Below are 12,515 nucleotides of genomic sequence, written 5' to 3'. Positions count from 1 at the left end.
TTTAGTCATGCTTAAACCAATAATTATTTTAGTTGCGATAGGGGCAATTGGTCTAGTTGGATATAGAGTATTTGCTCAAAAAGATGAACCAACACAGATGAGTGAAACTGTATTATTAATTAATGATGCAAACAAATCAGTTCAAAACGCTGATCTTTCAATAGAAAAAGCCAATACTTCTTTCAAGAATGTTCCTTTAAGTGAATATAAACCAAACAATAAAAGTCTACAGGCTGCCCAGTAACTTTTCTAAATTTTACTTTTTCTACTCATCAAAAGTTTTCTATATAAACGCTTTTAGTAGATTGACCATAGAAAATAGTTTCATAGATACCAATAGAAAACATTGATTTATTGTGTCAGAATTACGGATTAATTTTGATTTAAACGTACTAGCCTCAATGATCTTGATGATCTATATGGGGAGTAGAAAGAGTTTAAGTTTTGCAGTGTTATGTGACTATCAATAATACTTGAAATATTTGATAGAGATACGGAGTTAGGTTTATGAATATCAATATGCTTATGCAGCAAGCGCAGCGCATGCAAAAAGATATGGAATCAAATATAAAAAAGGCTAAAGAAGAGCTTGCTCAAACTGAAGTACATGCTGAAGCGGGCGGTGGTTTGGTTAAAGTCACAATGACTGGCCGTTATATCGTAAAACGTATCGAAATTAATCCAGAATTACTTCAAGATGAACCAGACATGATTGAAGACTTAATTGCTGCTGCAGTAAATGATGCTGTACGTCAAGCAGAAGTGATTTCTGAAGAAAAAATGCAAAAAGCAAATTCTGGTATGGGTTTACCACCTGGCTTAGCGGGCATGTTCTAAGGAAATTCAGTGTTTAGCGATAGATTTGAACAACTCGTTCAAGCTTTACGTATATTACCAAGCGTTGGTCCGAAGTCGGCTCAACGTATGGCTTTACATCTTTTGATGAAAAATCGAGAAGGGGCATTTGCATTAGCTCATGCTTTACATGAGGCTTCAAGTTATATACATGAATGTAGTGTCTGCCATTCTTTGACTGAAAATGAAGTTTGTGATATTTGCGCCTCAACTGACCGAGATGATCAGTTATTGTGTGTAGTTGAATCACCAGCTGATGTGATGGCGATTGAGCAAAGCGGTAGCTTTCGTGGGAAATATCATGTTTTAGGTGGTCACCTTTCTCCATTAGATGGTATTGGTCCAGAAGAAATTGGTATTCCTTACCTAATTCAGCGTCTAAGCCAAGGTACTATTGAAGAAGTCATTTTGGCAACTAATGCGACTGTAGAAGGACAAGCGACAGCTCATTATTTGGTAGAGGCGACTAAACATTTACCAATACAAATGACGCGTATTGCTCAAGGTGTACCTCAGGGTGGTGAACTCGAATACGTAGATAGCCATACTTTAAGTCAGGCAGTACATAATCGCATGAGAATGAAATAAGCATTTCGATGCTTATTTCATTAATGAATGCAGTATCAATTTGATTAAATTTATTAATTAAATTCAGTTATTAAACATAAATATTATTTTGTCTTTTATTATTAAAGATAGTTTAAATAAAATATGAATATAAGCATGAAAAAGATCTTATAAATTTTAAATAAAGAACATTTGGAGATAAATTTAAAAAGTACAAATAAAAGATCAAAAAATTATCTATTTTCGAAAAATTGTTCAAAAATAGAGTATTCATAAAGGTTTAAGTGGCATTTTTCTGCTTCTATGTTATATATACCAGAGTTTAAAGCACTCTTTGCAATACTTGAGAAAGCATGTTTCAGTTTATCCAACAGCAAACCGAATTGGTTGATGTTCTTCAAAAAATGGATCAATGTTCAATATATGGACTTGATACAGAATTTATTAAGGTTGACACACTCTGGCCTAAACTTGGAGTATGCCAAGTCAATGTAAATGGTGATGTCTATCTGTTGGATGGTGTTTCATTAGATCTAAGTCAGTTTTGGAAAAAGATTTTCCACGCGCAGCAAAATATTTTTCATGCATGTGGAGAAGATATTGATTTAATCTATCATTACGCTGATCAAGAAGATCTCCTTAATGTATTTGATACTCAAGTAGGTCTGTCTTTTTTAGGTCATGGCCTGCAAGTGAGTTACCAAGGTGCTTTAAAACTTTGTCTTGATATTGATATTGAAAAAGATCAAACCAGATCTGATTGGTTGGCTAGACCTTTATCGCCTCAGCAACTTTGTTATGCTGCTAACGATGTTTTGTATCTAATGAAGTTAGCTAGTCATATTCAAGAACAGCTTAAGCAGAAAGGGCTTTATAACTATGTTCTTGAGGACTGTAGTAGTCTAACTAAAGAAATCATTAGTGAAACACCGACCGAATTACTATATACCGATGTGGGAAATTATCGTCATTCACGTCGTCAGTTAATGCAGTTGCAAAATTTAAGCGAGTGGCGTGAATATATTGTAAAAGCAACGAATCAGCCACGCAGTTTTATTCTTAGAAATTCAACCATGATTGATATGGTTGAAAAGAACCCGCGTAATAGCTTTCAACTTTCGCAAGTGAAAGATATTCGTCCAAATGTAGTTCGCGAGTACGGCAAAACGATTTTAGAACTTCTTAAAGATTTACCAGTCGAAAGTAAGTGGCCATCAAAGATTGCAAAACCATTTAAGGTTACGTCTAAAGAAACTTTAAATAAAATGGATATGGTGCTTGCTCATGCAATAAATGAGACTTCTATTCCTAAAGAAGTGTTGCTGAGAAAAAAATGGTTAAACGCCATTCATCAACATGTTCTATCTCGAGGGGATGAACAGGATTTACCTGACTATCTGTTAGGATGGCGTTATGAGTTATTAACTCAACCATTAATCCAGTTGTTTCAAGAAGAAAAACAAAGTTTATCTATTTAAAATGAATAGATAATTAGAAATTTAGAGGCTCATCATGCGATGAGTCTTTTAAATAAAGAATAATCGTTGTGTTAAGTTTTTATTTAAAAAAGGAGTTAATTTCAATATTTAAGTATATAAAAATAAGATTTTTTGTAGATTATCTAAATAATTATTTAGTCTGATAAAATTCATAAAATAATGTAATAAAGTAAATATAATTTGAAAATTCAATAATGAATTAAATTAACTTATATCGTGAGAAAAATTCAATTGATTAAACATACAGGTCTGTATATTCTTGGATTTAAGAAAAACAATTTCAACTTATATAATATATAACTATAAGTTTGTTTCGGTGCAGAAATGAAAAGCCTACCCAATAAGGTAGGCTTTTTTATTTTTTAGTGATATAGCTTAGTTGAAATGTCTTAATTTTTTAAATTTAAAAATGAATATAAAAATCTACAGATGTTATCTATATGAATCAGTAAGTTGTTTAGACACAAGTACACAACTCTAAAACTTATAACGTCTTTTTATGCTATAAAATTATATAGATTAATAATTAGAGAGATAAATATGCTAAACAACTTTAATGCTGAACAAGCTCGTCAAAATGCTAAAAACTTTAAAATAAATCAAGACGTCATATTGGAAAAAATTTTAACTGGTACTGAGTCTGAATCTAAGGAGGGGAAACGAAAAGCAACTTTCTGGTTTCCTGTTGATGCTATAAGTCCTGATCATCTTACTCTGGTTGAAGAGGAGCTTAGAAGCAGAGGTTTTAATGTGTCAACTGATATTGAGCACTCCGGTACCACGATCACAATTGAAATAAGCTTCTAGTGAATGAGTGTTTTAACTAAACCACTCTTAAAAAGAGTGGTTCTTTTATTGCATGATTTATCGTGAGCTAAAAGAAGTTAAATATAAATTTATTTACAATTAAATTTATATTAATCAGGATATTATTTGACAGGTTCTATCTTGTTCTGTAGCTTTACTTTTTGAGTGGAATATGGATATGAACTTCCAAACAATACTTTTCTCTTTCAAAAATCAATCTACTGGTACAGACGCATTTAAAGCTTTAAAAAATGCTTGTGAACAGTCTCTTAAAGAATCTCAAGATACAAAAGAAAAAGTAGCAGTTTACCTAATTTATGGTTTCGCACGTAGTTATGTAATCTTATATGAAGATGAAGCCGTAACGACCGAATTTTCTCATACCTCTAAAACTCAACTCATCGCTTATATGGAAAGTCTTAATGAGGCATTATTAAGTCAAGATGATAGCGCTATTTTGAATGCCTTAAATCAAGTAAGCCATGATTATATTAAAAGCTCTCGCGTTTTCTAGAAAAAAATTAACACGTCCTTAAATAAAAAATACTTCTTTAGTTTGGGCTAAAGAAGTATTTATTCTAATATATTAATGGGACTTTTTCTTACCGCCACCATCTTGTTTATTGACGGTAGACCATGCAATTCGTTCGGCTTCTTCTTGAGAATGGCCTCTATCTACTTCACTCTCAACAATATGTTTGGCCTGACGTTTTTGCTTGGTTGTATAAGCAGTTTTATCACCACGAGGCATAATTTCATCCTCCATATCTATGAACAAGATACTTAATATTTAAACATGTTGAGAATTTAAACCAGTTCAGTAATGTCTCCCAATGTGTATTAAGTGCTTAGAAATTTTACTCAAATGTGAATTTGAAAAGGTAATACCTGATTGTAATATGATAAATTTCATAGAATTAAATCGTGAAATTATTAAAGATAGATCACAAAAAGTACTCAGTAACGAACATTTTTTCTTTTTTCCTAAAAATTGTTTTATTTTATTAAAGTTGAAAATTATGTTTAATTATTTAAAATCAAATATTTATTAATTTTATATGGAACCTTGTTTTTAACAGGAACAAAGTTATTATCGACCTTAATCAATGTTGTAGGTTAATATTTCTCAAGAATAAAAAAAACGACTGATGCGTAAACAAACCTGCGTGTGTGAGTCGTTTTTTTTCATGTATGCTGTCCTTAGTTCAAGAGTTGATTTGAAATGCACTGTGATATTTATAGATCGAGCAAAAAAGATGAAATGTACATGTATATTGCTCGTCCAAACTATCCTGACAATGCGGAGCAAGCTGATCCGTTTGAAAATGTTCCTGAAGCTGTTTTACAAGCGTTTGGTCGTGCAACGTTTGTCATGCATTTAGAGTTAGCTCCAACACGTAAATTGGCGCGTGTTAATGTTTTACATGTTTTAGACTCATTACAAACAAAAGGTTTCTTTATTCAGATGCCGCCAGAAGGGTTAATTAACCCGAATGCAGTTGAACCAGAGGGCTTACGTGGTGCATGAAGATCAAACTGGAATAATGAATCAATTATTTTCTTTTTTGGATGTTATTCCTGAAGGCGTTATTGCTTTAACAGCTTATGGAATAGGCGCTATTATTGCTTTGTGGTGTTGGTGGCGATTAATGCGCCGTCTTCCTACTACTTTGGGTGCAATTAGCTGGCTGATTGTATTTGCTATTTTAGTTACACCAACAGTATCTGAAGGACCGAATGCATCTGTAGCACCTGCTATTTTTGGACTTCTTTTTGGTGTTTTAACTAAAGACAGTCCGTTAATTTGGTCAAATTTATCTTTAATTCTGTTTGTAGTTGGTCTAGGTTTGGTGATTGGATATTGTTGGTCAAAATATTCAACAAACAAAAACATGCGTTCCATCTAACCATTGAAATAGAAAAATAAGGTCTTTACATGTCTGCTGATACCCAACATTTTACCGGTACAGATCAATATATTGCGACTGATAGTCTTAAGCTTGCTGTAAAAGCAGCTCGTGCTTTGCAAAAGCCTTTACTGATTAAGGGTGAGCCGGGCACGGGTAAAACTTTACTTGCTGAACAAGTAGCACAAAGTTTGGGTTTAAAACTGATTACTTGGCATATCAAGTCTACAACTAAAGCGCAGCAAGGGTTGTATGAATATGATGCAGTTTCTCGTTTAAGAGACAGCCAGTTAGGTGATGACCGAGTCTACGATATTAAGAACTACATTAAACCCGGTAAACTGTGGGAAGCTTTCACCAGTGAAGAGCGTTGCGTATTATTAATTGATGAAATTGATAAGGCCGATATTGAGTTTCCAAATGACTTATTGCATGAACTCGATAAAATGTCTTTTTATGTTTATGAAACGAATGAAACAATTACGGCAACGCAACGCCCAATTGTAATTATTACTTCAAATAATGAAAAAGAATTACCAGATGCTTTCTTGCGTCGTTGCTTCTTCCACTATATTGAGTTTCCAGATGAAGCCACAATGCGAGAAATCATTGCGGTTCATTTCCCAAATATCTCCGCAACATTGGTGAACGAAGCTTTACAAGTTTTCTTTAAACTACGTGAAATTCCTAATTTGAAGAAACCACCATCAACCTCTGAGTTAATTGATTGGTTAAGCTTACTCATGGCAGATGATATGCCTGAAGATGTATTACGTAATCGAGATACATCTAAAGCTATTCCACCTTTATATGGGGCTCTCATCAAAAACGAGCAAGATGTACAACTTCTCGAACGCTTGGCTTTCATGTCGCGACGTTAAAGGAGGGAATAACCCATGTTTGTGCGGTTATTTTACACCTTACGTAAATATGGTGTTCCAGTTACCACGCGTGAACTCATTGACTTAAACAGTGCGGTGAGTGAAGGCTTGGTTTTTGCTGACCAAGATGAGTTTTATCAACTTGCTAAAACTATTTTAGTTAAAGATGAGCGCTTTTTTGATAAGTTTGACCGTGCTATGAAAGATTACTTTGATGGCATTGAAACTTTTGATATCGATGAGTTGCTTAAACAAGTTCATAAATTACCAAAAGACTGGTTCGATTTAGAACTTCTCGAAAAACATTTAACTCCAGAGCAAAGAGCTGAACTTCAAAAAGCGGGTTCTTTAGAAGAACTAATGAAAATGCTGGAAGAGCGTTTACGTGAGCAGCATAAGAAACACCAAGGTGGTAACCGTATGGTTGGCACAGGTGGAACTTCACCTTTTGGTGCTTTTGGTGACCATCCAGAAGGTGTGCGAATTGGTGGACCGGGCCGTAAACGTTCGGCAGTTAAAGTCTGGGAACAGCGGAAATATCAAAATTTAGATGATGATCAAGTTCTTGGTACTCGCCAGATGCAAATTGCTTTACGACGTTTACGCAAATTTGCTCGCCAAGGTGCAGCTGAAGAGTTAGATGTTGACGGAACTATTCGTGAAACAGCCAAACAAGGTATTTTGGATGTTCAGATGGTACCTGAACGTAGAAACCGAATAAAAGTGCTGATGTTGTTCGATGTGGGCGGTTCGATGGATGCTCATATTGCTCAATGCGAAAAACTCTTTAGTGCTGCTAAAAGTGAGTTTAAGACACTCGAATACTTTTATTTTCATAACTGTCTTTATGACTATGTTTGGAAAGATAACCATCGAAGAACAGCTACACGCATGAACACATGGGATCTATTTCATACTTATGGACGAGACTATCGCGTAATTGTCGTAGGTGATGCCAGTATGGCACCTTATGAATTAAAATCGGTAGGTGGTTCTGTGGAATATATGAATGATGAGGCTGGTGAAGTTTGGTTACGTCGCTTACGTCAACATTTTGATAAAACAGCATGGTTAAACCCTGAAACAGAAGGGTATTGGCATTACACTCAAACCATTGGTTGGATTAAAGAGCTTTTTGAAAATCATATGTACCCGATGACTCTAAAAGGCATTGAGGATATGACGCGATACCTTTCTCGATAAACTTGATAACTTTAATAATTTAAAAAGAGGGATGATATGCAACATCAAATTAATGGTATTGCTTTGCCAAATGAACAGGGATTTTTTGGTGAATATGGAGGCCAATTTATTCCTCCGCATTTAAAAGAAGCAATGGATGAAATTAATGTTGCTTATGAAGAAATTCGCCATACACCTGAATTTCAAAATGAATTATCGGACCTCTTTTCAAATTATGTAGGTCGTCCAAGTCCCTTATTTCATGCAAAACGTCTTTCTGATCAGTTAGGCGGTGCGCAAATTTATTTAAAACGTGAAGACTTAAATCATACAGGTGCTCATAAGATCAATCACTGTTTAGGTGAGGCTCTACTTGCTAAATATATGGGTAAAAAGAAAGTAATTGCTGAGACTGGTGCAGGACAGCATGGTGTCGCTCTAGCAACGGCTTGTGCTTTAGTTGGTATTCCATGTGAAATTCACATGGGTCAAGTAGATATTGAAAAAGAGCATCCAAATGTCGTTAAAATGAAAATTTTGGGCGCTCATTTAGTTTCAGTAACACGTGGTACAGCAACCTTAAAAGATGCAGTTGATAGCGCTTTTGAAGAATATTTAAAAGATCCTAAAAACTTTATTTATGCGATAGGTTCTGTGGTTGGACCACATCCATTTCCAAAAATGGTTCGAGATTTTCAATCGATTATTGGCAATGAAATTAAAGAGCAGACCCATCATCGTTTTGGGAAAAATCCGGATTATGTTGTCGCATGTGTTGGTGGCGGTTCAAATGCAATCGGTGCGTTTACAGCATTTTTAAATGATTCAGATGTGAAGTTGGTTGGGGTTGAACCAGCAGGACATGGTTTAGAAACTCACATGCATTCGGCAACCTTAACTTTAGGTAAGCCAAGCCAAATTCATGGTATGGCGTGTTACGTGCTTGAAAATGAAGCTGGTGAACCATTGCCAGTGCATTCTATTGCTTCAGGATTGGACTATCCGGGTGTTGGGCCACAGCATAGTTTCTTAAAAGATTTAGGTCGTGTGGAATATAGCACTGCAACTGACCAGGAATGTTTGGATGCTTTTATGACCTTATCTCGTGTAGAAGGAATTGTTCCTGCGCTTGAAAGCTCACACGCTGTCGCATGGGCAATACGAGAAGCACCAAAGCTGTCGAAAGAAACCATGATTGTGGTTAATCTTTCTGGTCGTGGAGACAAAGATTCGGATTATGTGGCAGAAAAACTTAAGCTTTAAACCAACTAAACACAAAAAGCGGTCAATATTTAAAGACCGCTTTTTTTATTTCGTAGACGAAATCTATCCCTTGTTAAAAGTTCATTATTTCTTAATTAAAACAAAGTATTCTGATTTTTAAGCTGTGATTGTTAGAGATAGGTGTGTAAAACACTGCTTCACAAGGCAAAGCGTTGCGTTGCTTTGTCTCACTCAGTAGAATAGTCACTTTGCAAAATTTGCCTTTGGAGACGCCTAAGTGGAGCGACCGACGATTAGCCCTGAACATTTACAGGAAGCTGCTGAAAATTTATCTACAATTCGAGATTTTATTCGCTTTGGGGTATCAGCATTACGTCAACATGATGCACATTTAGGACAAGGTACTGAAGATTATTTTGCAGAAAGTTCTGCATTAGTTTTACAAACCTTATCTCTTGAATGGTCAGCAGACTCAGAGATTTTAGATGCTAAGCTTTTGCCAAGTGAAAAAGCAGAATTCTTAAGTTTGTTAGAACGTCGTATTAATGACCGTATACCGACTTCTTATTTATTAAATTTAGCTTACTTCTTTAATAAGCCATTTTATGTGGATGAGCGTGTACTTATTCCGCGTTCACCAATTGCAGAATTAATTGAACAACGTTTTGCACCATATTGCTTGGATGAAAATGGTCAAATGCGTGAAGCACTTAACAACCTGCCAGAAAATGCAAAACCTAAAACTCCACAGCGTATTTTAGATATGTGTACAGGTTCTGGTTGTATTGCTGTTGCTTTGGCTTATGCATATCCAGATGCGGAAGTGGATGCAACGGACATCTCTAAAGAAGCTTTAGAAGTAGCATCGATTAATGTTGAACACCACAATAAGCAATATCAAGTTGCGTTACTTGAATCTGATTTATTTGCCAAGATTCCAGCTGAAAACCAGTACGATTTAATTGTAAGTAATCCTCCGTATGTTGATGCTGAAGATATGGCTGACTTACCAGAAGAGTTTTTACATGAACCTGAACTTGCATTGGCAGCAGGCCAAGACGGTTTAGATCTCGTGCGTAAAATGCTTGCTCAAGCGGCAGATTATTTAACTGAAGATGGTTTAATTGTCATTGAAGTGGGTAACTCTGAATGGGCTATGCGTCAGAACTTCAATACTATTGATTTCAACTGGCTTACTTTCCAAAAAGGTGGTTCTGGCATTTTTGCTTTAACCGCAGAACAATGTCGTCGTTATAGAAAACTATTTGAACAGCAACAAGCATAAGGAGTTGTACATATGGCAGGGAACAGTATTGGACAACTCTTTCGTGTAACGACATGTGGCGAGTCTCATGGCGTTGGCTTAATGGCAATTGTTGATGGTGTGCCACCTGGTCTTGAGTTAACCGAAGAAGATCTACAAAAAGATCTGGACCGCCGTAAGCCGGGTACATCAAAATTTGCGACTCAGCGCAAAGAACCTGATCAGGTTGAAATTATTTCTGGTGTGTTTGAGGGCAAAACTACTGGTACGCCAATTGGTTTACTCATTCGTAATACTGACCAAAAATCGAAAGATTACGGCAATATTGCTCAGACTTTTAGACCGGGTCATGCGGACTACACCTATACACAAAAGTATGGTTTCCGTGATTACCGTGGTGGCGGTCGTTCGAGTGCACGTGAAACTGCTATGCGTGTTGCAGCGGGTGCTATTGCGAAAAAATATTTAGCAGAAAAATTTGGTGTATTGATTCGCGGTCATGTGACACAAATTGGTAATGAAGTTGCCGAAAAACTGGATTGGAATGAAGTTGCAAATAATCCATTTTTCTGTGGTGATGTAGACGCTGTTTCGCGTTTTGAAGCTTTGGTGACTTCTTTGCGTGAACAAGGAACAAGCTGCGGCGCAAAGCTAGAAATTTTAGCTGAAAAAGTCCCTGTAGGTTGGGGGGAACCCGTTTTTGACCGCCTAGATGCTGATATTGCACATGCGATGATGAGCATTAATGCAGTTAAAGGTGTTGAAATTGGTGATGGTTTCGCAGTTGCTGGGCAGTTTGGTCATGAAACACGTGATGAGCTAACTAGTCATGGTTTCTTAGCAAATCATGCGGGTGGTATTTTAGGTGGTATTTCAAGTGGTCAGACGATTCGAGTCGCCATTGCATTAAAACCTACTGCAAGCATTACAACACCAGGTAAAACGATTAATTTAAATCGTGAAGATACTGATGTGTTAACTAAAGGCCGTCATGATCCGTGTGTAGGTGTTCGAGCAACTCCAATTGCTGAAGCAATGTTAGCAATTGTCTTAATGGATCATTTTTTACGTCATCGTGCTCAAAATGCAGATGTTGTTCCTCCATTTGCTCCGATTGAACCCTAGTCATAATTTATGACTATAGTAAATAAAGCCCCAAATTTAAGTTAAATATGGGGCTTTAATTTTTTATTAGATTATGATCTATTAAATTTTAAATTATTTTCTTGTCTTATAATCTCTATATAAATATAATACCGGCGATTTATTTTTGAATATATTTATCTTTTGGCTTTTAAAATTAAAGCTTTATTAATTTACTTAGTACATCAGATATCTATATTATTTCTTAAAACTGATTTTAGTAAAATTAGTTTTATATGACTTTTTTACATTTTAAATTTTATTACTTTAGCAAATACTTTTTTAAGTCATCATTGAAATTGGGGAAATATCAATGAATCAATGTACATATAGAATTGCCTGTATGTCAAAAGATAAGCTATTGCCTAAAAATTTACAGGCAATGATAAGAGTTATTTATGACCTATCCTTGTCATCTGAGCTATCTGGAAACTGGATATATAGTGATAATGATCCAGATATACATATTATTGATTTAGACAGTGGCTATACCAATGTTCTTATTCCAAAAAAAATTAAAATTGTATTGAGTAATAACCCTAACCTTTTAAAAGGTTATCAATATGGGTTAAAGAGACCATTAAGATATCAGGAGCTTTTAAAAATTTTATTAGAAATTGAAAATAATGAATATTTTCAGAAGACTTACCAAGAGCGCATAGTTAATCATAAAAATATAGTTTATAGAAATTCTTCTGAAACAAAAATTTTATATAAACTCGTTTGTTATCCAAATTTTAAAAAAATTCATGCCGAGCAGATTGTTAACGTAACTAGAGTTTGTAATTTATTATCTATTGAATCAAAAACAGCACAAGAAATTAAGAGGTTCTTAAACTTATCTGTAGATGAGATACAAAGAACAATAGAGATTATTAAAAAAGAGGCTTATCCAAACTATGAAACGATACATGAAAATGTTGTTTCCATACTCCCATTTAAAACTGAAGCAACCTCAGTTAGACAAAAAAAGGGAGGTCAAAATCTATTATTTTATTTTATAAATAAATTGTGGAGAAAGTTAAAAAGATAACTCTAATAAATTGTAATGCTTTTATATTAGCAAATATATTTGTTAATTTATTTAAAGAAATTTCTGTGTTTAAAGGTAAAGTGTTTTGTGAATTTAGATAAATTTATAATTTGGTTCATTGCTTTTATAAAATTTATTTTAGGCTTTAACTTG

General features: G+C 34.9%; 15 protein-coding genes. 14 read left to right on the top strand and 1 reads right to left on the bottom strand.

The features are described 5' to 3' along the window. The first annotated feature begins 7 nt into the window (after positions 1–7). From RFW85_RS05955 to RFW85_RS05930, 6 genes are all read left to right on the top strand, one after another. The gene (locus RFW85_RS05955) at positions 8–244 is read left to right on the top strand and encodes a hypothetical protein (RefSeq protein WP_086398986.1); all 237 of its coding nucleotides are present in this window, start codon (positions 8–10) and stop codon (positions 242–244) included. A 263-nt stretch (positions 245–507) separates the two neighbouring features. Next, positions 508–837: a YbaB/EbfC family nucleoid-associated protein gene (locus RFW85_RS05950; protein WP_002113538.1), complete on the top strand. Its 330-nt coding sequence runs from the start codon at positions 508–510 to the stop codon at positions 835–837. Positions 838–846: 9 nt separating this feature from the next. Beyond that, positions 847–1,443, top strand: a complete 597-nt coding sequence (recR, locus tag RFW85_RS05945) for a recombination mediator RecR (protein ID WP_130119142.1) — start codon at positions 847–849, stop codon at positions 1,441–1,443. Between the two features lie 332 nt (positions 1,444–1,775). After that, a complete protein-coding gene (locus tag RFW85_RS05940; RefSeq protein WP_309171246.1) occupies positions 1,776–2,900 on the top strand; it encodes an HRDC domain-containing protein in 1,125 nt (374 codons plus the stop codon). A gap of 561 nt (positions 2,901–3,461) precedes the next feature. After that, positions 3,462–3,728, top strand: coding sequence for a hypothetical protein (locus tag RFW85_RS05935; RefSeq protein WP_014206661.1), 267 nt, complete (start codon positions 3,462–3,464; stop codon positions 3,726–3,728). Positions 3,729–3,906: 178 nt separating this feature from the next. Then, positions 3,907–4,242, top strand: coding sequence for a hypothetical protein (locus tag RFW85_RS05930; protein ID WP_170248526.1), 336 nt, complete (start codon positions 3,907–3,909; stop codon positions 4,240–4,242). Between the two features lie 72 nt (positions 4,243–4,314). On the opposite strand, the gene RFW85_RS05925 is transcribed toward RFW85_RS05930, so the two are convergent. Further along, positions 4,315–4,479: a hypothetical protein gene (locus RFW85_RS05925; protein WP_016138216.1), complete on the bottom strand. Its 165-nt coding sequence runs from the start codon at positions 4,477–4,479 to the stop codon at positions 4,315–4,317. Between the two features lie 471 nt (positions 4,480–4,950). Here RFW85_RS05925 and RFW85_RS05920 point away from each other — a divergent pair, with 471 nt between their 5' ends. The 8 genes from RFW85_RS05920 (at position 4,951) to RFW85_RS05885 (ending at position 12,362) form a co-directional block, all read left to right on the top strand. Further along, on the top strand, positions 4,951–5,256 hold the full coding sequence (locus tag RFW85_RS05920) for a YcgL domain-containing protein (RefSeq protein WP_032062314.1): 306 nt from the start codon (positions 4,951–4,953) through the stop codon (positions 5,254–5,256). Then, complete coding sequence (locus RFW85_RS05915) at positions 5,249–5,635, top strand: hypothetical protein (protein ID WP_170248611.1); 387 nt, start codon at positions 5,249–5,251, stop codon at positions 5,633–5,635. Before RFW85_RS05920 ends, RFW85_RS05915 begins: the two co-directional genes overlap by 8 nt. A 29-nt stretch (positions 5,636–5,664) precedes the next feature. Beyond that, entirely contained in the window at positions 5,665–6,516 is an 852-nt protein-coding gene (locus RFW85_RS05910; protein ID WP_002113662.1) for a MoxR family ATPase, read from the top strand. 15 nt (positions 6,517–6,531) lie between these two features. Next, entirely contained in the window at positions 6,532–7,719 is a 1,188-nt protein-coding gene (locus tag RFW85_RS05905; RefSeq protein ID WP_170248527.1) for a VWA domain-containing protein, read from the top strand. A gap of 36 nt (positions 7,720–7,755) precedes the next feature. Further along, a complete protein-coding gene (gene trpB / locus RFW85_RS05900) occupies positions 7,756–8,961 on the top strand; it encodes a tryptophan synthase subunit beta (protein ID WP_170248528.1) in 1,206 nt (401 codons plus the stop codon). Positions 8,962–9,199: 238 nt separating this feature from the next. Further along, positions 9,200–10,207: a 50S ribosomal protein L3 N(5)-glutamine methyltransferase gene (gene prmB, locus RFW85_RS05895; RefSeq protein ID WP_002113580.1), complete on the top strand. Its 1,008-nt coding sequence runs from the start codon at positions 9,200–9,202 to the stop codon at positions 10,205–10,207. 12 nt (positions 10,208–10,219) lie between these two features. Beyond that, on the top strand, positions 10,220–11,311 hold the full coding sequence (aroC, locus tag RFW85_RS05890) for a chorismate synthase (protein ID WP_309171244.1): 1,092 nt from the start codon (positions 10,220–10,222) through the stop codon (positions 11,309–11,311). A gap of 331 nt (positions 11,312–11,642) precedes the next feature. Beyond that, positions 11,643–12,362, top strand: coding sequence for a hypothetical protein (locus RFW85_RS05885; protein ID WP_170248530.1), 720 nt, complete (start codon positions 11,643–11,645; stop codon positions 12,360–12,362). The last annotated feature ends 153 nt before the right edge of the window (positions 12,363–12,515 follow it).

This window comes from Acinetobacter sp. 12966 (genome assembly GCF_031196995.1).
Lineage (GTDB): Bacteria > Pseudomonadota > Gammaproteobacteria > Pseudomonadales > Moraxellaceae > Acinetobacter > Acinetobacter geminorum.
The sequence above is the reverse complement of the archived record's forward strand: the minus strand, read 5'-3'. Positions and strand labels throughout refer to the sequence as shown.

Bases quoted from the DNA above. Each gene is read 5' to 3' on its own strand.
- RFW85_RS05950 (WP_002113538.1), top strand. From the start codon at position 508: ATGAATATCAATATGCTTATGCAGCAAGCGCAGCGCATGCAAAAAGAT.
- RFW85_RS05935 (WP_014206661.1), top strand. From the start codon at position 3,462: ATGCTAAACAACTTTAATGCTGAACAAGCTCGTCAAAATGCTAAAAAC.
- trpB (WP_170248528.1), top strand. From the start codon at position 7,756: ATGCAACATCAAATTAATGGTATTGCTTTGCCAAATGAACAGGGATTT.
- RFW85_RS05885 (WP_170248530.1), top strand. From the start codon at position 11,643: ATGAATCAATGTACATATAGAATTGCCTGTATGTCAAAAGATAAGCTA.
- RFW85_RS05930 (WP_170248526.1), top strand. From the start codon at position 3,907: ATGAACTTCCAAACAATACTTTTCTCTTTCAAAAATCAATCTACTGGT.
- RFW85_RS05925 (WP_016138216.1), bottom strand. From the start codon at position 4,479: ATGCCTCGTGGTGATAAAACTGCTTATACAACCAAGCAAAAACGTCAG.
- RFW85_RS05910 (WP_002113662.1), top strand. From the start codon at position 5,665: ATGTCTGCTGATACCCAACATTTTACCGGTACAGATCAATATATTGCG.
- aroC (WP_309171244.1), top strand. From the start codon at position 10,220: ATGGCAGGGAACAGTATTGGACAACTCTTTCGTGTAACGACATGTGGC.
- RFW85_RS05955 (WP_086398986.1), top strand. From the start codon at position 8: ATGCTTAAACCAATAATTATTTTAGTTGCGATAGGGGCAATTGGTCTA.
- RFW85_RS05940 (WP_309171246.1), top strand. From the start codon at position 1,776: ATGTTTCAGTTTATCCAACAGCAAACCGAATTGGTTGATGTTCTTCAA.
- RFW85_RS05905 (WP_170248527.1), top strand. From the start codon at position 6,532: ATGTTTGTGCGGTTATTTTACACCTTACGTAAATATGGTGTTCCAGTT.
- RFW85_RS05920 (WP_032062314.1), top strand. From the start codon at position 4,951: ATGCACTGTGATATTTATAGATCGAGCAAAAAAGATGAAATGTACATG.